This is a genomic window from Bradyrhizobium sp. USDA 3311, assembly GCF_054062495.1.
Window position 1 is genome coordinate 8,870,888 of the sequence record NZ_JBSSFI010000001.1, and the last position, 18,504, is coordinate 8,889,391.

The following is an 18,504-nucleotide window of genomic DNA, read 5'->3' on the forward strand; positions in this document are numbered from 1 at the left end:
GGGTTATTCGACCTATGCACAGGCGCCGTCATCCCGAGGCGCCCATCCCGTCACCCCCGCGCAATGGCGAAGCCATTGTCGCTGGAGGCGCTCGCCTCTTCGGCGAGCCTCGAAGGGCGACGGAACAGGTGGCCGGGAATGACGCGAAAAGCTTGAACCTAACCCGGTTCCACGCTTCCATATCCCTATGTTCAGGACCTTTCGAGGCGGCCACAGCGGGGGCTGGCGCATCACCTCGATTTCGCCGGTGACGGGCGAGCCCCTGCCCTTCATGCCGGCGCTGTCGGTCACCGACAGCGAGGCGGTCTCGTTGCCGCTGGTGCCTTCGCGCAATGCGTGGCGGCTTGCCGGCGTGCCCAGCAGCTTGCGCTACACCGAGCGCGCTGAGAAGCAGCAGCTCGTGGCCGTGCAGGCCGGGCTCGGCCGGCTCGAGGCAACCAGCGCGGCGCTGATCCCGATCCGCAAGTCGCAGGCCTGGTGGGAGCTGACGCAGGAAGAGCGCCGCAGGATTTTCGAGGACAGATCGCACCACATCGCCAGCAGCCTGCGCTTCCTGCCCGCCATCGCGCGGCAGCTCTATCACTGCCGCGACCTCGGCGGCCCCTTCGACTTCCTGACTTGGTTCGAGTTCGCCCCCGCGCACGCCTCGCTGTTCGAGGAGCTGGTGGCGATGCTCAGGCGCACCGAGGAATGGACTTACGTCGAACGCGAAGTGGACGTGCGCGTGGTCAAGGAAGTGCTGTCGGCCTAAAGCGCGAAGAGATCGCGCTTTAGGTTATTTTTTTGAGCATGATCTTGTCGGAAAACCGCTACGCACTTTTCCGGATCATGCTCTAGTGCTCCAGGAAGCGCCCCGACTCGATGCGGGGCAGATCGGCGACCGGCCAGTTGTAGACATAGGTCCACGCCTTGCCGGCGGTGCCGTCCGGCAGCGTCACGTCGATCAGCTTGCGCAGATATTCGGTCGGCTCCGGAAACCCCTCGCCGCAGGCCTCGTACATGTCGAGCTCGCGCAGCAGCTCGTCGGGCACGCGCATGTGGAACAGCTCGCCATGGACAAGGTCGGACGGCGCATCCGACAGCAGCAAGCCCGGATAATGCTTGATGAGAAAGAGCCGGCCGCGGCAGGTCGCTTTACCCAGAAATTCCGCGTGGCCGGCAAGCAGCCGCGCCATCGGATGGTCGAAGCCACGCATCAGGGTGCCATAGACGAAGAGACGATCGGAGGTCATGGGGGTGTCTATAACTGTGAATTTTGCGGAACGACAGCGTTGCACATTCGATGTCGTCCTGGCCTAGTGCGCAATTGCGCACGGGGGCCAGGACCCATTACCCCAGGGAGCCGTTTGGCGAAGACTCGTCGTTCGGTACGACTACCGTTCGCTATCGATAGATTCCGCGGTATGGGTCCTGGCTTTCGCCAGGACGACGTTGGAGAGGCGTTGTGCCCGCCTTGCCGCGTAGGCGATCTCGAAGCCGACTCCGATGTCCATCTACAAGACCTCTGCCTCCATCTCCTGGTCGTCCGAAACCACCTTGATGTTCACGTCCATGGCTTCGAAGGCATCCCCGGAGCCGATATAGACGCCGTGCAGCGGGATCGCCTGGCGCGGATCGCGGGCGACCGCGACCCGGATCAGGTCGCGGGTGCCGACGATGCCGTTGGTCGGATCGAACTCGATCCAGCCCGCGCTCGGCAAATAGACCTGCACCCAGGCGTGCGTCGAACCGCCGCCGACGTGCCGCTGCTCGATATCCTCCGGCACGAAGATGTAGCCGGAGACGAATCGCGCGGCGATGCCGAGCTGGCGCAGCGCCTCAATCATGAACAGCGCATAGTCCCGACAAGTTCCTGTGCCCGACTGCAAAGTGTCGAGCGGATGCTGCGTGCCCAACTCGTGGCGCTTGCGGTATTTGAACTGCTTGCGGATGCCGTGCGTCATGCCGCTCAAGATCTTGAAGGTCGGCGTCGGCGCGTCCTCGTCGAGGAAGCCGCGCGCCCACTCCGCGATCTCGCCGTCGGGATCGGTGTATTGCGGCGTGATGTACTGGACGAGATCGGGGAATTCCTCGTCGTCGTAGACGAAGGGATAGAAATAGGCCGGATCGTCCGGCGTCAGCGCGAACTCCTCCACCGGATTGTGCTCGACGGTGACATGCCAGTCGAAGATCAGCGCGTCCGCGCGCTCGTCGAAATTGGCGATCGCGACCGAATTGCCGAACACGTCGTGGATCCAGTGCAGCGACATCGGCTCGGGCGAGATTTCGAGCCTGGAGTCGAGCACGCGCAGATCGTGCCCGTCGCGCGGACGGAGCATGATCCGGTGTTCGCCGAACGCCACGGGGCGGTTATAGCGATATTCGGTCTTGTGATGAATCGTGAGCAGCGGCATCGTGAGGCGATCATGGTGACTTTGGGCGGATCAATCTATAGCGATTCTGCCCGATTCTTGGGGTGACTGCATTTTCCATAGGCAATCAGGATGGCTTTAGACACAGCCGACGCGACCGATCAACTGCTCGGCGAGGGTGACATTCCGCCAGTGCATGAGGTGAATGCGGCGGGGGCATCGCCCTTTCTGCTCACCGCGGATCACTACGGGCGGGTGCTGCCGCGCGCGCTCCGCGATCTCGGCGTCGCCGAGAACGAGCTGACGCGGCACATCGCCTGGGACATCGGCATTGCCGGCGTCGCCGAGCGGCTGGCAGAAATGCTGGATGCGCATCTGATCGCGCAGCGCTATTCGCGGCTCGTGATCGACTGCAACCGCCCGCCGGGCGCCGTGAGCTCGATTCCCGTGATGTCGGAGGCAACGGCAATCCCGCGCAATGAGGGCATCTCCGCGGGCGAGCGCGCGGCAAGGCGGCGCGAGATTTTCGAGCCCTATCATCATCGCATCGATGCCACGATCGGCCGCCGCCTGCACGACAAGCGGCCGACGGTGCTGGTGTCGCTGCACAGCTTCACATCGGTCTATGCCGGTGTTGAGCGGCCCTGGCATATCGGCGCGCTCTACAACCGCGACACGGTGCTGCCGCAGCTCCTGATCAAACATCTACGCGCCGAGAGCGATCTCGTCGTCGGCGACAACGAGCCCTATGCGGTCAACGACCTCACCGACTACACCATCCCCGTGCATGGCGAAGCCCGCGGCCTCGTCAACACCGGCATCGAGATCCGCCAGGATCTGATCGCGGACCAGTCCGGCCAGCAGCAATGGGCCGAGCGGCTGGCGCGGATCTTTGCGGAGATCGAGCTGGGGTTGCGCGCGGAGAGGGTGGCATAGCCAGCCAGGCCGGCGCTGCGGTCAACCGCCACGCGTTGCCACGAACACCGCGAGCGCGGCAAAGATCGCGGCGATGCCCCACAGCACGTAGGCGATGCGGCCGTCGCCGCGGGCGTCGAGCGTGGCCTCGGCCGGATTGTCGGGATTGACGCGGACCTCGACGGTCGCGCCGTCCTGATAGCGTGACATCAGCTTTCGCAGCATCTCGTCAGACGCCGACGGCGTTCCTGCCGCGACGCGCGCGCATTCATTGGTGTAGCTGACGTTCTGATAGAGGTAGGTGTAGGTCACGCGCTTGCCGAACATCTCGGTGCCGCGGCGCTCGCCCGGCTCGCTCGCCTCGTGATATTCCTCGATTCCCGACAGCTTGATCGTGCCCGGCACGGTCGGCCACCGCGTCGCCATCGAGGCCTGCCGCTGCACGGCCCACGCCATCAGCGCGATGACGAGGCCGAACGCACCGAAGGCGACGACCAGGCCCGCGAGATCGGGCCGTGCGACGTGATGGGCGAGATATTGGTAACTCTGGTTGAGACCGAAGGCCGAGCCGAACACGATGGCGAGCACGACCACGGTACCGATGCCGAGACAGCCCCACAGGCCTTTGGGCAGATCGCGCTCCAGCACGGCCTGATCGGGATGGCGCGGATTGTAGTAGACGGTGACGATGCTGCCGGCGGGATATTTCGCGAGTTTCTCGGCGACCTGGAAATTGCCGAGGTCTTCGCCGATCGAGATGCGGTTGTTGCGCAGCTTGCGGCCGCCGACCGAATACTCGTAGGTCACGTTGGCGAAGTTGCGGTTCTCCATCCGATAGCCGTCTTCGCGCTCGTCGTCGGACACCCTGACCTCGCGCACCTCGGCAACTGATGTAACCACCTTGCCGGGCGCCTGCGGCCAGCTCCGCGCCTCGCGCGCCTGCCAGGTCTTCACGACGGCGGCAATCAGGATCAGCGCGAGCGGCGCAAGCAGCATCGCGTAAACGAGCGGGGGCAGAGCAGGCACGGCAAAATCCTTCGTCAGCGGCAATGCCCGATTGGACGCATTGCCGCCGCGAAGGGTTCAAACCAAACCGGCCTCTGGAAGGTTATTTCGCCCTGGTCAGCGCCAGCCAGATGCCGCCGCCGATCATGAAGCCGCCGGAGATGCGCGACATCATCCGCGTGCGGCGAGCCGAGAAAAATTTTCGCGCGCGGCCGGCTGCAATCGCGTAGAGCGCGTCCGTCATCGCCGCGGTGACCATGAAAGTTGCGCCGAGCAGTGCGACTTGCGGGAAGTGGTCGCGGTTCATGTCCATGAACTGCGGGATGAAGGCACCGAAGAACACCAGCACCTTCGGGTTCGATAGCAACACCAGGAAACCTTGCAGGAAGAACCCGCCGCGCGGCGGCGGAGGCGGCTGGTCGACATTGACGCCCTCGACCGGCGCCCAGATCAGCTTGATGCCGAGCCAGACCAGATAGGCGGCGCCGGCAAAGCGCACCCAGTCGAACCAGTAGCCCATGGTCGCCATCAGCGACGTCAGGCCGATCGCAACGATGCCGATCACGATGGCGAGCCCGGCCTGCGCGCCAAGGACATTGGTCAGCGCCGCACGCGTGCCGTGACGCAGGCCGTTGGCGATGACGAGGGTGACGATCGGACCCGGCAGCAGCGCCAGCGCAATGCAGGCGGCGACGAAGGCGAGATAGGCTTGCATGGACATCATGGAGGGACTCGGCTGAAAGCGGTTGAAGGCATTAATGCACGGGAAGGACGGGAACGGAAGACAGATGAGCGCAGTGTGCCCGCCCAACCACCGGTGTCATACCCCGCGGAGGCGGGGTATCCAGTACGCCGCGGCTTCTCGGTATCCCACGAGCGCCTCGGAATACTGGATCACCCGCTTTCGCGGGTGATCCAGCGGAGAACGTGGCGCGGGTCGCGCCCCCCTCACCGCCCATCCAACGCGGCGGCCATCCATTGCTTCATCTCCTCCGTTTCCAGAAACACGAGCGCGGCGCGCTGCGCGGCATTCGCCTCGCCCGCGCCTTGCGCCACCGCGACGAGCAGATCGCAGCGGCGCGACAGCGCGAGGCCGGCGGCGGCATGGCGCGCGCCGTCGGGCATGTCGAGATCGTAGTGCCTGATGCGGCCCTGCATGGCGGCGACGCTCACGGCCTCGCCCGGCGCGACCGGCGTGAAGCGTGGACTGATCAGGTCGATATCGGTGACACGATCGACCTCGTCGTCATCGGCAACGCCGGTGTCGCAATTGCAGAAGCCGCGCTTGGCGCGGACGTAGAGCTCGACGCCATCGCAGCCGCCCGCCGTACAACGGAACGCGCGGCCGGCGGGCCAGCCGTCGCGGGGAAACGGCCAGCTCATCTCCTGCCAATGCCCGGCGCGTTCCGTCGCATGGACACGCAGGCCGGGCAGCGCGCCGAGAGCGATCAAGGCCATCAGCATCCTCGCCCCGCGCCGCATCGTCAGCTCTTCGGCGGGCCGGCGACGGCGCGCGCGGGACCGGTCAGCTCGAGGATATGCAGGCCGGTGTTGGCGCGGTCGACGATGTAGATGTAGCCGCGATCATCCGTCTCCACATTGTTGGTCTGGATCGCGACCTTGCAGCGTTCGCCGCCCTCGATCGGGATGCAGCGCCTGTCGGTCGCGCTCGTGATCGATGGAATGAAATAGCCGACCTCCTTCGGGTGATAGGGGTCGCGGATGTCGAGCGCGCGCACGCCGGCATTGAAGAAGGCGATGAAAGCCAGCTTCTTGTAGTAGACCGGCGCCATGCTCTCATTCGAGGAGTGCGAGCCGAAGCGGCCGCCGCGCTGGCAGAACTGTCCGCTCGCCTCCGGCACGGTATAGCTCGAGATCATCATCGGCCGCGTCTCGGTGGTGACGTCCGCGAACCACACCATCTGCCGCGCCTCGCCGCATTCGTTGAGGATCGCCTCGTCCACGATCATCACGATGTCGCGGGTCCTGCCGTCCTTGTCCTCGGAAAATTCCGCAACGGGCATGTCGAGCATCGGGAACGTCGTGTGCGCGCCGTTGAAGGCGGACATCGGCATCCGCGCAATCTCGGGATAGCGCAGATTGTCCGGCGTCGGCTCCTTCGGCCCGTTCAGGAGCTTGTCACGATCGACGATCTGAAGGATGCCGCCCTTGTTGGTGCCGTACCCGAAAAAGACGCGATTGCCTTGGGGCCCGGTCGAGATCGGCCCGTGCAGTTCGGTCGGCACCGCGCCGGTGGCGCCGGGCTCCTGACCGGGCAGGCCGAAGTCGCGGATCTTCTGCGGATGCGCGGGATCGGAGAGGTCATAGACCTGCGTCATGCGCCGCGTGCGCCAGTCCGGCGCGCCCGAGACGAGAAAGGCGATACCGGTGTCGCATTCCCACCAGCTCTTGTGCGTGTCCTTCAAGCCGCCAATGCGCGCGATCAGCACAGGGCTGGCGGGATCGGCGACGTTCCAGATCTCATGCGCCTCGCTGCCGAAGGTGCGCAGCATGTACACCGCATTCGGATCGCCCTTCGGCAACGACTTGCCGTCGCAGACCCGCACCATCTGCGCGCCGCCGGATTCATATTTGCCTTCCTGCCCCGGCAGGTGACGCAGATATTTGGGATGCGCGGGATCGGTGACGTCGACGATCGAGGTTCCGTTCGGCTCCGCCTGTCCCGTCATCGGATTGACGGGAGCGGGCACGTCGTCGGTGCCGCCGTGATGGCCGATATAGGCGATCCAGCGCTCGCCCTGATGATGGATGGTCGGCTGATAGGCGCTGCGCGCTTGGAGGTCGTTGGTCCCGACCAGCTTCATGTTGGAAGCTTCCGGCGGCGCGCCGACAGTCTGCTTTTGAGCGTATGCCGGTGTGCCGCAAGCGAAGAAGACGAGGCCCGCGGCAGTCAAGACGCAACGGAACATGAATCCTCCCGGAACCAATCTGCGTTGGCTGAGCTGAAAGGATAGCACAGCCGACTGCAGGCGCCCAAAACACGATCTCGCGGCCAGTCATTCCGGGGCGCACGAAGTGCGAACCCGGAATCTCGAGATTCCGGGTTCGACGCTAATGCGTCCCCCGGAATGACGTGCCGCTTGACATGCAACCATTCGGTTGCCTATTGTCACCGCCATGGATGAGGTCTTCAAAGCGCTCGCCGACGCGTCACGACGATCGCTGCTCGACAGGCTTCACGGCAGGAACGGCCAGACGCTGAACGAACTCTGCGAAGGCCTCGCGATGACGCGGCAGGCCGTGACCAAGCATCTGGTGATTCTGGAAGAGGCCAACCTGGTCACGGCCATCAGGCATGGCCGCGAGAAGCTGCATTACCTCAATCCGGTGCCGATCCATCAGATCGGCGAACGCTGGATCAGGAAGTTCGAACGCGGCAAGCTCGCCGCGCTCGGCGAGTTGAAACGCCAGTTGGAGAAGCGCGATGAGTAAGCCGCAATTCGTCTATGTGAGCTATATCGAGACCTCGCCGGAAAAGCTGTGGGAGGCGCTGACGTCGAGCGAGTTCACCAGGCAATACTGGTTCGGCGCCGAGATCCGTTCCGACTGGAAGGTCGGCTCGCCCTTCGCGCTTCTGCTGGACGGCGAAATCACCGATTCCGGCGAGATCCTCGAGGCCGATCCGCCGCGGCGCCTGTCCTACAGCTTCAAGCACCAGAAATACGAAGAGCTCCGCGGCGAGCCGATCTCGCGCGTCGTCTTCACCATCGAACCGTTCGGCTCGCTCGTGCGTTTGACCGTGCTGCATGACGGCTTCGTCGAGGGCGGCAAATATCTCGGCGCCGTCTCCAATGGCTGGCCGGCGATCCTGTCAGGCCTCAAGAGCCTGTTGGAGCGAGGCAAGGTGCTCGCCATTCCCCGCGCAGCCCTCAACAAGGGATTCGACGCAAAATGAACCTCGATCAATTCAAGCCGCTCACCGTCTATACCATCTACATCGCCTCCACACCGGAGAAGGTGTGGGAGGCGCTGACCTCGGCCGAGTTCAGCCGGCAGTATTTCTTCGGCAATGCCGTGGAGGTCGAGCCGCGGCTCGGCGGCGCGTTCGTCGTGCGCACGCCCGACGGCGCCCTGCACATCAGCGGCGAGGTCCTCTCTTACGATCCGCCGCGAAAGCTCTCGGTCACCTTCAACGTCAACTGGCCGGATCTGATCGAGAAGCTCGGCCCGACCCTCGTCACCTACGAGATCGAAGAGGTCGGCGACGCGGTCCGTCTCACCATGAGCGAAGGCCATGACCGGCCGCTCAGCGACGACATCCTCTCCGGCGGACGGCAGGGCTGGCCGGCGATCCTCTCCAGCCTCAAGAGCATGCTCGAGACCGGCAAGCCGCTGGTGGTGAAGATGGGCCCGCCGCAGCGGATGCTGGATGCCCTGAAGGCGATGGGGATCAAGACGCCGTAGCGGCCGGAATCTGCGCCCTCATCGCTTCTTCTTCGCCGGCGGCGGTTGAATCTCGTCGATCTTGCGACGGCAATCCCCTTCCGAATCGTGCGGGCCCGAGACAAAGGTCCCACTGACCTTGATCGCGTACCAGCCCGACTCCACGCCGAGCCGGAGTGCTTCGTCTGTCTTGACGTGTCGTGGGGAGAGAGTTTGCATCAGGTGCTTTCGGTTGGCGTTCGATCTCGTATCGAACCGCGGTGGAATCTTTCAGGCATATCCGGCACGCGCCCGCCGCGTCCGGCTCACCCGCGGGAACGGGCAATATGCGCAACCATCGCCGTTACGATGGCGTGATGAGCCAGCTCCGCCGGTGCGAGGAATGAGCCGTTTCGTGTCGCGCGCGCATGGTCACGGCGCCGCGTGTGCGAAAGGACGACCGGACTTTCCGACATTGGCGCACCGTGCGCGCAATCACTGCAATTAGCTATCGTTTTCTCGCCCGCGCCGCGCTTTTGACGCGCCAAATGCCGTTCTCGATCGAATAAGGCCGCCGAAGCCTCGTTTTCGACTGCTTGGTCGTGCGTCGGGCTTGCCTCTCACGGCACCGGCGCCACCAGACGCCGATAGAGATGCCACGTCGCATGGCCGAGCACCGGCAGCGTCACGATCAGCCCGAGGAAGTAAGGCAGCGCGGAGACGATCAGCAGCATCACGATCACGGCCGCCCAACCGATCATCGGCAGCGGGCTGGTCACGACCGCACGCACGCTCGTCACCATGGCCGTGACGAAATCGACCTCGCGGTCGAGCAGCAACGGAAACGACACCACGGTGAGCGAGAATAGGATCAGCGACAACACGGCGCCGACCGCGTTGCCGATGGCGAGGAACAGCAGACCCTCATTGGTCGTCAGCACCACCGTCATGAACTCCTGAAGGCTCGAGAACGAGGCGTGCAGGCCGAGCAGCAGCGCGATCAGGAGCCTCACCTGGTACATCCAGATCACGAACATGAACAGCGTGACGAACGCCATCCAGCCGATCTCGCTGCGCGAGCGTATGGCCGACCAGATCGCGCCGAAGGAGACGGGCTCGCCGCGCTCGCGGCGGCGGCTGACCTCGTAGAGACCGATCGCGACGAACGGGCCGATCAGCGCGAAACCGGCGGCCAGGGGATAGACCAGGTAGACCATGCCGAAAGCGGTGAGGCAGAGCATGATGGCGATGCCGCCGGCGGCATAGAGTGCGCCGAAGCAAAGCCCGTAGAGCGGCAGCGCCTGGAAATCGCGGAGACCCTCGACCAGCGCCTCGGCAATGTCGGTCGCCATAACGGGACGCACCACCGGATCGACCTTGCCCGAGATGGACATCAGCTTCCTCCTCATTTGCCGGTGCGATCTTCGTCGCACGCGGTTCGTCCGTGATATTAGCGCCGTCGGGCGCCGCGCGCACGCGCAGTTTGGTTCCGGATGACGGTATCCTGGGAGCCCGGCGGCGCTGCGTCGACGCCCCCTGTCGGGGGCTCACCCGTGCTGCGCGCAACCTCAGAATCTTTCCCCCCTCGAGGGCTTTTGGGCACGATGCCTATGGACGGAACGGACGGTGGTGCCGCAAATTGCACCTTCGAACCAGCACACGCGATGACCAGAGCGGACCACCCGACCGATGAGCTTGCGTACCCGGCTACTGATACTCGTCATCGCGGCCATGCTGGTGCCGGCGAGCCTCGTCGGGCTGCGTTTCATGCAGAATCGAAGCAGCGACATCAACGCCGCCCTGACCAATCTGGCGGCGGCGGCCGACGAGATTGCAAGCGATCTGGACGAGAAGATCCAGGGCACCGCGCAGCTTCACTATGGTCTCGCCCGTGCCCGCGACCTCGACACGCGCGACAAGGCGGCGTGCTCGGCGTTCCTGTCGGAAGTGCGCGAGGAATACCCGCAGTTCACCGGGATATTGACCATCGATCCCGACGGCAGCCTGTTCTGCGACTCGCTGCGGACCAACCGCACGCTCGACCTGAGGGATCGCGCCTATTTCAAGCAGGCCCTAGTCTCGCGCGGTGTCGTGCTCGAGCCGGTCTTCGGCCGGCTGACCGGACTGTCAGTGCTCCAGATCGCGTATCCTGTGCGATCGGAAGCCGGCGCGCTGAAGCTGATCCTGCTGGCTTCGTTCAACCTGCGCAAATTCGCGGAGTTTCACCACAAGCGGCTGCTCGCCGAGAAGGATATCCTGCTCGTCGATGCCAAGGGCACGGTTCTGGTCGCTCCCTCCGGCGGAGGCTGGACCGAGCCCGTCGGCGGGTCGATCGCGGGATCCGAACTGTTCCGCTTCGCGGCAACGCCCGACCGGAAGGCGTTTCAGGAAGTGACCGATCGCGAGGGCCGCACCCATGTCTGGAGTGTCGCCGCCCGCTCGCCGTCGACCCGGGATGCCGGTCTCTACATCCTGGTCGGACGGTCCAAGGACGGGCTGGTCGCGGCAGCGAACCGACGACTCTACGAGGACATGGCGATCCTGGCGGTGGCCTCGCTGCTGCTGCTGGCGGCGGTCTGGATCCTCGCGACGGTGAGCGTCGGCCGCCAGGTCGGGCGGCTCGCCGCGATGGCCAAGAGGCTCGGGCGCGGTGACCTCGGCGCGCGAATTCTGCCGCCCCATCCGCGCGGCGAACTCGGCGGACTGATGAGCCTGCTCAACGACACCGCCGAGTCGCTCCAGCAGCAACGCGCCGCCATCGCGGAGCTCAACCAGAAACTCAGCCAGTCCCAGAAGATGGAGGCCATGGGCCAGCTCACCGGCGGCGTGGCGCACGATTTCAACAATCTGCTGACCGTCATTCTCGGCAATGCGGAGCATCTTGCCGACAGCCTGGCGGGAAACAAGGAATTGCACCGGATCGCCGGCGATATCGCGACCGCCGCGGAGCGCGGCTCAGACCTGACGCGGAGCCTGCTCGCCTTCGCACGCAAGCAGCCCTTGAGGCCGAGGGAGATCGACATCGCCGGCAGGATTCGCGACATGGAGCCGTTGCTGCGTCGGACCCTGGGCGGGCACATCGAGTGCGCTTTCGCGCTCGGGGCGAATGTGTGGTTGACCAGCGTCGATCCCGGCCAGCTGACAACTGCGCTGCTCAACCTCGTGCTCAACGCGCGCGACGCCTTGCCTGACGGCGGCAAGCTGACGGTCGAGGTGCGCAACGTTTCGCTCGGAGAAACTGACGTCGACGTCAACGGCGAGCCGCGGCCCGGCGACTACGTCATGGTCGCGGTGACGGACACGGGCAGCGGCATGACCGCCGAGGTGGCGAGCCGCGCGTTCGAGCCGTTCTTCACCACCAAGGAGGTCGGCAAGGGGACCGGGCTTGGCCTCAGCATGGTCTACGGGTTTGTGCGACAATCCGGCGGCCTGGTGCAGATGCAGTCCGAACCGGGACACGGCAGTGTCGTCAGGCTGTTCTTTCCCCGCCTCGCAACGCAGCCGACCGAGGACCCATCACCCCGGGATCGGACCGTCGCACCCGATGGAAGCGAGACCATTCTCGTGGTCGAGGACGACGACATGGTTCGAGCCTATGTCGTGAACGAGCTGAAGACGCTCGGCTACCGCGTCATCGCGGCGCCGAACGGCCCCGCGGCGCTCGACCTGTTGCGCCAGCCGGGGGACATCCACCTGCTGTTCACCGACGTCGTGATGCCCGGCGGCATGTTCGGGCCGGAGCTTGCCAGGCAGGCCACCGGCTTGCGGCCCGAGCTCAAGGTGCTCTTCACCTCCGGCTACACCCAAAATCCCGTCAAGACGCCCGACGGGCTCGGCGACGCCCGCATTCTGACAAAACCGTTCCGGCGGCACGACCTCGCCGCGATGCTGCGGTCCGCCCTGTCGGCGCCGCCGCGATGACGTCAGGACGACCACGTGAGCAGCAGCGCCACGCCAAGATTGGCCGCGAACAGGGCCGCGTCGATCACGAATATCCTGAGCATCGGGCCTTTGAGCACCGGCCAGTAAGCCACGCCGACACGTCCGCCACGCATCAGGATCGGCAGGTTATAGGCGAACTGGCTGAAGTGGCAGGCGGCGAAGAACAGGAACAGCACAAGCTGCGCCTCGACGGGCTGGAAGAACGGCGGGCGTGCGACCAGAAGAAAGAACGACAAAAGCCCGATCGGCAAATTCATCCCGCCCAGGAACGCCACGCTGGCCGCGAGGGTCGGCGCGATTGGATTGCTCCGCTCTTCCCGCGGCAGCAAGATCTTCAACGTGTTGCGCTGTGCAATGCTGAACTGGATGAATGCGCCGCCGAACCAGAGCGCGTTGAGAAGCAGAACGAAATCCGAAAGGCGCATGTCTATTTTCCGTAAAAGGCTTCGCTGCGCACCACGCGGCCGGCAGCGTCGAAATCCATGAACTCGCTGGCGCGCGTGTCGCCGAGCTGCCACCACACCGTCAGCCGCGAGATCGTGTCGTCCCAGCTCCAGGTCAGGATCTTCAGGTCGGCGCTTTCGATGTGGCCGTAGGCCTTCCGCCAGTAGACGCGGATGTTTTCGGCGCCTGTGACGACAGGAGAGCCGGTCAGCGTCAGCGCCAGAGGACTGCGCATCTGCGCATTGTCGGCAAAATGCGCGACGACTGCGTCGATATCGACCCTGCACCAGTTCGCGCACCATGCCGCGACGAAGTGTTCGGCGGCGGCGCGATTCATTTTCTGTGCACTCGTGTCTTGAGCGCTCATCTCTTGAGCGCTCCCGGCTTCCGTCCGCTCATGACGCGGCCCTCCCCTGGCTCGTTGCCGGGAAAGTGGCAAAGTCCACGCCTCATGTCAACTATGTTGACTTGAGAATTCGTCAGTGGTTGTCGGCGATCGCCCCCATGACGGCCATCCATGACGCCGCGCCGGACGCCCCGACGCGATCGAACGCCGCGCGCAGAGCCTTGCGCTCGTGGTCCGATGCCCTTTGCTCGATACGTTTCCCGGCGTCCGTCAGGCGCAGCAGCTTGGAGCGATGCTGCTCGGGCGAGCGCTTCGACGTCACGAGCTTGCGCTCCAGCAGCAGGTTGAGCGGCCGGTTCAACGCCTGCTTGGAAATGCCGAGGATCTCGATCAGCGCGCCGATCGCGATGTCGGGCCGGCGGGCCACCACGTAGAGGATACGATGGTGCGGGCGCGACAGGCCCTGCTTTGCAAGATACTCGTCGGCCTCCAGCGTCATCCCGCGCCAGCCGTAATACATGAGCTCCAGCGCAGCATCGAGATCGTGCAGCTTCGCAAGTGAGGCGCGGTGAAGCCCCGCGGCTTGAGACGTCTTTGGCATTGTAAGAAGCTAACCCTTCGCCCGCAGTTCGCGCCGCAGCACCTTGCCGGTCGCCGTCATCGGCAGCGTCTCGGCGAACTCCACGAAGCGCGGATATTCGTGCGCGGCGAGCTGCACCTTCACGAACTCCTGGATCTCGCGCGCGAGCGCGTCGCTGCCGGTAAAGCCCGGACGCAGCACGATCCAGGCCTTGATCGACTCCGTGCGGATCGGATCGGGAATGCCGACCACCGCGGCCATCGCCACCGACGGATGCTTCATCAGCGTGTGCTCGATCTCGGATGGGCCGACGCGATAGCCGGCGGTGGTGATGACGTCGTCCTCGCGGCTGACATACCAGAAATAGCCGTCCTCGTCCTGCACGCCGAGATCGCCGGTGAGCAGGAAGTCGCCGGCATATTTCTTCGCGGTCGCCTCCGGATTGCGCCAGTATTCGAGCATGGTGACGGGGCACGGCTGGCGCACGCCGATGATGCCGCGCTGCCCGCGCGGCAGCTCCTCGCCTTTGTCGTTGACGATGCGGACGTCGAAGCCCGGCGTCGCCTTGCCCATCGCGCCGGGCCGGATCGGAAACAGGTTGGAGTTGCTGCCGATCACGAGATTGCACTCGGTCTGGCCGAATACTTCGTGCGCGTCGATGCCGAAGGTCTCGCGTACCCAGCCCAAGAGTTCACCGCCTAGCGATTCGCCGCCGGTGAAGATGCTGCGCAGCTTGACGCCGGGATGCTTCACGCCGGCCTGCCGCATCAGCTTCAGCGCCGTCGGCGGCAGGAAGACGTTGCGGACGGAAAGATCGGCCATCATCTGCATCGCCGCCTGCGGCTCGAATTTTCGGGCGCGGTGACCGACCAGGGGAATGCCGTGATACCAGAACGCGAGCAGGCCGTTGACGAGGCCGCCGATCCAGGCCCAGTCCGCCGGCGTCCACATGAGATCGCCGGGGCGCGGCAGGAAGTTGTGGCACATCTCGACGTTCGGCAGATGGCCGAGCACGACGCGATGCGCATGCAGCGCACCCTTCGGATTGCCCGTTGTGCCCGAAGTGTAGATGATCAGCGCAGGATCGTCGGCCGAGGTGTCGACGGTCGCAAAATCCTCGGACGCGGTTTCGATCGCCGGCCAGAACGGTTTTGCGCCGGCGTGGACGGCGCCGCTCGTGACATAGATGTCCTGCAAATAGGGCAGCCGATCGCGGACCCTCGTGAGCTTCTCCCAGCCCGCCTCATCAGTGATGATGGCTCTTGCTTGCGAATTCGACAGGCGAAATTCCAGCGCGTCCTCGCCGAACAGCGCGAACAGAGGGATCGAGATCAGCCCGGAGCGGAACGCCGCCATATGCGCGATAGGCAGCTCCAGCGACTGCGACAGGAACACCGCGACGCGGTCGCCGCGCGCAAGGCCATCCGCCTTCAGCACGTTGGCGAAGCGGCGCGACATCTCCGCGACCTCGTCGAAGGAGGTGCGCGTGGTGGCGCCGTTCTCGTCGACATAGATCAGCGCGAGACGGCCGGTACCGTCGGCATGGCGGTCGCAGCACGCCTCCGCCATGTTGAAGCGCGCCGGGATATCCCAGCGGAAGTTGCGATAGAGCTCGTCGTAGGTCTTGGCTTCGGTGAGCATGGCTCGCGTTTCCACGGTCTTGGCGTCATGGCCGGGCGAAAGCGCGAAGCGCGTCTTCGCGATCAAAGTCCCGGCCATCCACGCCCTTGCTTCTTGAGCCTAGTCTAAGCTCGTGGATGCCCGGGACAAGCCCGGGCATGATCTGCATTCGACGTCGTTCCGGGGCGGTCCGCAGGACCGACCCCGGAATCTCGAGATTCTCAGGCGTGCAATTGCGCACCATAGTTCGCGCTTTGCGCGCGCCGGAATGACCGCGAGAGAATTATCGCACTGTCGCGAAGAACTTCCTGACATCGCGCACGAACAGCTCCGGCTGCTCGAAGGCGGCGAAATGGCCACCCTTCTCCATCTCGCTCCAATGCGTGATGTTGGAAAAGTTGGGCTCCATCCAGCGCCGTATCGGCGTGATGATCTCCTTCGGGAAGACGGCGACACCGGTCGGCACGCCGACCCTGGGCGTTGTGCGGCGCTTGCCAAAGCTTTCCCAATAGAGCCGTGCGGACGAGGTCGCCGTCTCCGTCGCCCAATAGAGCATGACGTTGTCGAGCAGTTCGTCCCTGGAGAAGATGTTCTCGGGATGACCGCCGCAATCGGTCCAGGCCCAGAACTTTTCCAGAATCCAGGCCGCCTGCCCGCTCGGCGAATCCGTCAAGCCGTAGCCGAGCGTCTGCGGCCGCGTCGACTGCTGCTTGGAATAACCGGAGTCGAGATCGACATAATGCTTGAGGCCGGCGAGCGCGCGCTTCTCCTCCGCCGTCGGCTCGCCCTCGACCTTCGGCGCCGCGTTGAAGGCGAGCGTGATGTGGATACCGGCGCAATGCTCGGCGTCCTGCGCGCCGAGCGAGGTCGTCACCGCCGAGCCCCAGTCGCCGCCTTGCGCGCCATAGCGTGCGTAACCAAGCCGTTCCATCAGCTTCGCCCATGTCGCGGCGATGCGGTCGACGCCCCAGCCGGTGGTCTTCGGCTTGGCGGAGAAGCCGAATCCCGGCAGCGAGGGACAGACGACGTGGAACGCATCCGCAGGATTGCCGCCATGCGCGGCGGGATCGACCAGCGGCGCGATCACCTTCTGGAATTCCACGATCGAGCCGGGCCAGCCATGGGTGATGATCAGCGGCAGCGCGGAGGGCTCCCTCGAACGCGCATGCAGGAAGTGGATATCGAGCCCGTCGATCTCGGTCGTGTATTGATCGATGCGGTTGAGCCTGGCTTCGCGGGCGCGCCAGTCGTAGCCATCAGCCCAATAGGTGCAGATCTCCCGGATCCATTTCAGCGGCGCGCCCTGGCTCCAGTCGTCGACGAGTTCAGCCTCCGGCCAGCGCGTGCGGGCGAGGCGCGATTTGAGATCGGCGAGGATGTCGTCGCTGATGGCGATGCGGAACGGCTTGATGGCGCCGGTCATCGGTTGCCTCCCCTTGTTCTTTTGTCATTCCGGGGCGCGCTCCTTGGCGCGAGCCCGGAATCCATTGCGCAACAGAACTGGCGGCCCGATGGATTCTCTGATGCGCAATTGCGCATCATAGCTCGACGCTGACGCGTCGCCCCGGAATGACAACTCAGCCCGACAGCGCCGCCTTCACCAAACCGCTCGCCTTGCCGAAATCCATCTGGCCGGCGTACTTCGCCCGCAACACCGCGATCACCTTGCCCATGTCCTTCATGCCGGCTGCACCGGTTTCAGCGATCGCGTCCGAGATCGCCTTCTTGACCTCGTCTTCGGACATCTGCTTCGGCAGGTAAGCCGAGATCACCGCGATCTCCTCGCGCTCCTGCTGGGCAAGCTCGGCGCGGCCGCCCTTGTCGTAGAGCTCGACCGATTCCTGGCGCTGCTTGATCATCTTCTGCAGCACGGCGAGCAGGTCGGCGTCCGACAGCGGCGGCTTGCCGCTGCCGCGGGCCTCGATGTCGGCGTTCTTGAAGGTCGAATTGACCATGCGCAGCGTGGACAGCTTGCGCTCGTCCTTGGCCTTCATGGCCTCCTTGACCGCATTGTTGATGTCGTCGCGCAGCATGGTCGTGATCCCTTTGAATATCCGACGCCTGATCTAGGCCGTTCGCGCTCCTGAGACAACCTGGCTTTGCAGCCATTCGGTCAGCGCCTGCACCGTCGCCGCGGGCTGTTCCGGCTGCGGCAGATGCCCGCAATTCGCCAGAACGACGAGCTTCGCGCCGGCAATGCCGTCCGCCATCTCCTTCGAGAACGCATTGGGAATCGTGTTGTCCTGGTCGCCGGTCAGCACCAGCGTCGGGCATTTGATCGTGGCCAGCGTCGGCCGCGAGTCGACCCGCGCAATGATCGCGGTCTGCTGCCGCAGATAGCCGTCGACGCCGACGTCGTCGCCCTGCTCATGCACGAGCCGGCGAATGTCGGCATCGTCGCGGCGCGAGGGATGCACCAGTTCCGGAAACATCTCCTCGCGCGCGGCACGCAACTCCCCGCGCTTCGCGCGCTCCATCAGGCTGCGGCGGCGCTGGGTCGCCTCCGCCGTATCGGGCCGGGCCTGGGTGTTGATCAGCGCGAGCCTCAAAACCCGCTCGGGCGCCTGGCGCATGATCTCCAGCGCGATGTAGCCACCCATGGAATGGCCGGCGAGTGCAAAGCGCGGCGGGGCCTCGCCCAGCACGCGGCGGGCGATCGCCGCCATGCTGTCATCGCGGATATGGTTGGCGACCATCACCGGGCCGAACCGCCACAGCGCCGGGATCACCGGGGCATAGATCCGGGCCGAGGAGGCCAACCCCGGAACCAGCAGAAGCGGGGTGGTCTGGTCCATTATTGCCTCGAAAGCCCCTAGATTTGCTGGAAATTGTGCGGCCAAGCTTAAGTACCCGGGACGGGCTGTCAAATATGCAAAAACGCATGTGAATCGGGCCTCTCCCGCTTTGACGGAGGCGCG

At 64.9% G+C, this 18,504-nt stretch carries 21 protein-coding genes; 6 read left to right on the forward strand and 15 right to left on the reverse strand.

The features are described from left to right. Positions 1 to 187 precede the first annotated feature (187 nt). Positions 188 to 751, forward strand: coding sequence for a chlorite dismutase family protein (locus tag ACVWW6_RS42145; RefSeq protein ID WP_011090086.1), 564 nt, complete (start codon positions 188 to 190; stop codon positions 749 to 751). 82 nt (positions 752 to 833) lie between these two features. On the opposite strand, the gene ACVWW6_RS42150 is transcribed toward ACVWW6_RS42145, so the two are convergent. Beyond that, positions 834 to 1,232 carry a gamma-glutamylcyclotransferase family protein gene (locus tag ACVWW6_RS42150; protein ID WP_028172860.1) on the reverse strand — a complete coding sequence of 133 codons (399 nt, stop codon included), beginning with the start codon at positions 1,230 to 1,232 and terminating at the stop codon, positions 834 to 836. A gap of 261 nt (positions 1,233 to 1,493) precedes the next feature. Next, a complete protein-coding gene (locus ACVWW6_RS42155) occupies positions 1,494 to 2,393 on the reverse strand; it encodes a transglutaminase family protein (RefSeq protein WP_038965426.1) in 900 nt (299 codons plus the stop codon). 90 nt (positions 2,394 to 2,483) lie between these two features. Here ACVWW6_RS42155 and ACVWW6_RS42160 point away from each other — a divergent pair, with 90 nt between their 5' ends. Next, complete coding sequence (locus ACVWW6_RS42160) at positions 2,484 to 3,287, forward strand: N-formylglutamate amidohydrolase (protein ID WP_456682858.1); 804 nt, start codon at positions 2,484 to 2,486, stop codon at positions 3,285 to 3,287. Positions 3,288 to 3,308: 21 nt separating this feature from the next. Here ACVWW6_RS42160 and ACVWW6_RS42165 read toward each other — a convergent pair whose 3' ends face one another. The 4 genes from ACVWW6_RS42165 to ACVWW6_RS42180 all read right to left on the reverse strand — a co-directional run bounded on the left by ACVWW6_RS42165 (position 3,309) and on the right by ACVWW6_RS42180 (position 7,201). After that, entirely contained in the window at positions 3,309 to 4,292 is a 984-nt protein-coding gene (locus ACVWW6_RS42165; protein ID WP_028172857.1) for a DUF3592 domain-containing protein, read from the reverse strand. Positions 4,293 to 4,374: 82 nt separating this feature from the next. After that, entirely contained in the window at positions 4,375 to 4,995 is a 621-nt protein-coding gene (locus ACVWW6_RS42170; RefSeq protein ID WP_171901227.1) for a LysE family translocator, read from the reverse strand. A gap of 224 nt (positions 4,996 to 5,219) precedes the next feature. Beyond that, positions 5,220 to 5,729 (reverse strand): hypothetical protein, encoded by a 510-nt coding sequence (locus ACVWW6_RS42175; RefSeq protein WP_456682859.1) that lies wholly within the window; start codon positions 5,727 to 5,729, stop codon positions 5,220 to 5,222. A 26-nt stretch (positions 5,730 to 5,755) separates the two neighbouring features. Then, positions 5,756 to 7,201, reverse strand: a complete 1,446-nt coding sequence (locus ACVWW6_RS42180; RefSeq protein ID WP_456682860.1) for an LVIVD repeat-containing protein — start codon at positions 7,199 to 7,201, stop codon at positions 5,756 to 5,758. Positions 7,202 to 7,409: 208 nt separating this feature from the next. Here ACVWW6_RS42180 and ACVWW6_RS42185 point away from each other — a divergent pair, with 208 nt between their 5' ends. Genes ACVWW6_RS42185 through ACVWW6_RS42195 form a run of 3 tightly spaced genes read left to right on the forward strand, consistent with a single transcriptional unit; the run spans position 7,410 to position 8,696 of the window. Continuing rightward, a complete protein-coding gene (locus ACVWW6_RS42185; RefSeq protein WP_456682861.1) occupies positions 7,410 to 7,724 on the forward strand; it encodes an ArsR/SmtB family transcription factor in 315 nt (104 codons plus the stop codon). Further along, positions 7,717 to 8,187 carry an SRPBCC family protein gene (locus ACVWW6_RS42190; RefSeq protein WP_011090095.1) on the forward strand — a complete coding sequence of 157 codons (471 nt, stop codon included), beginning with the start codon at positions 7,717 to 7,719 and terminating at the stop codon, positions 8,185 to 8,187. The genes ACVWW6_RS42185 and ACVWW6_RS42190 overlap by 8 nt, the downstream gene beginning before the upstream one ends. Further along, positions 8,184 to 8,696 (forward strand): SRPBCC family protein, encoded by a 513-nt coding sequence (locus ACVWW6_RS42195; RefSeq protein ID WP_060910587.1) that lies wholly within the window; start codon positions 8,184 to 8,186, stop codon positions 8,694 to 8,696. The genes ACVWW6_RS42190 and ACVWW6_RS42195 overlap by 4 nt, the downstream gene beginning before the upstream one ends. A gap of 18 nt (positions 8,697 to 8,714) precedes the next feature. On the opposite strand, the gene ACVWW6_RS42200 is transcribed toward ACVWW6_RS42195, so the two are convergent. Together ACVWW6_RS42200 and ACVWW6_RS42205 are read right to left on the reverse strand one after the other, a co-directional pair. Further along, complete coding sequence (locus ACVWW6_RS42200; RefSeq protein WP_028172854.1) at positions 8,715 to 8,894, reverse strand: hypothetical protein; 180 nt, start codon at positions 8,892 to 8,894, stop codon at positions 8,715 to 8,717. A gap of 380 nt (positions 8,895 to 9,274) precedes the next feature. After that, on the reverse strand, positions 9,275 to 10,048 hold the full coding sequence (locus tag ACVWW6_RS42205; RefSeq protein WP_028172853.1) for a DUF2189 domain-containing protein: 774 nt from the start codon (positions 10,046 to 10,048) through the stop codon (positions 9,275 to 9,277). Between the two features lie 295 nt (positions 10,049 to 10,343). Here ACVWW6_RS42205 and ACVWW6_RS42210 point away from each other — a divergent pair, with 295 nt between their 5' ends. Further along, a complete protein-coding gene (locus ACVWW6_RS42210) occupies positions 10,344 to 12,575 on the forward strand; it encodes an ATP-binding protein (protein ID WP_304548328.1) in 2,232 nt (743 codons plus the stop codon). Between the two features lie 2 nt (positions 12,576 to 12,577). Here the strand turns inward: ACVWW6_RS42210 and ACVWW6_RS42215 are convergent, their stop codons facing one another. From ACVWW6_RS42215 to ACVWW6_RS42245, 7 genes are all read right to left on the reverse strand, one after another. Continuing rightward, positions 12,578 to 13,021 (reverse strand): hypothetical protein, encoded by a 444-nt coding sequence (locus tag ACVWW6_RS42215; protein WP_028172851.1) that lies wholly within the window; start codon positions 13,019 to 13,021, stop codon positions 12,578 to 12,580. A gap of 2 nt (positions 13,022 to 13,023) precedes the next feature. After that, a complete protein-coding gene (locus ACVWW6_RS42220; RefSeq protein ID WP_304548329.1) occupies positions 13,024 to 13,377 on the reverse strand; it encodes a Cif family virulence factor in 354 nt (117 codons plus the stop codon). 142 nt (positions 13,378 to 13,519) lie between these two features. Then, positions 13,520 to 13,987 (reverse strand): MarR family winged helix-turn-helix transcriptional regulator, encoded by a 468-nt coding sequence (locus ACVWW6_RS42225; RefSeq protein WP_456682862.1) that lies wholly within the window; start codon positions 13,985 to 13,987, stop codon positions 13,520 to 13,522. 9 nt (positions 13,988 to 13,996) lie between these two features. Then, complete coding sequence (locus ACVWW6_RS42230; protein ID WP_028172848.1) at positions 13,997 to 15,607, reverse strand: acyl-CoA synthetase; 1,611 nt, start codon at positions 15,605 to 15,607, stop codon at positions 13,997 to 13,999. A gap of 262 nt (positions 15,608 to 15,869) precedes the next feature. Beyond that, the gene (locus ACVWW6_RS42235) at positions 15,870 to 17,009 is read right to left on the reverse strand and encodes an epoxide hydrolase family protein (protein ID WP_011090103.1); all 1,140 of its coding nucleotides are present in this window, start codon (positions 17,007 to 17,009) and stop codon (positions 15,870 to 15,872) included. Positions 17,010 to 17,163: 154 nt separating this feature from the next. Further along, a complete protein-coding gene (locus tag ACVWW6_RS42240; protein ID WP_028172846.1) occupies positions 17,164 to 17,619 on the reverse strand; it encodes a GatB/YqeY domain-containing protein in 456 nt (151 codons plus the stop codon). Positions 17,620 to 17,652: 33 nt separating this feature from the next. Next, on the reverse strand, positions 17,653 to 18,381 hold the full coding sequence (locus tag ACVWW6_RS42245; RefSeq protein WP_456682863.1) for an alpha/beta fold hydrolase: 729 nt from the start codon (positions 18,379 to 18,381) through the stop codon (positions 17,653 to 17,655). Positions 18,382 to 18,504: the final 123 nt, after the last annotated feature.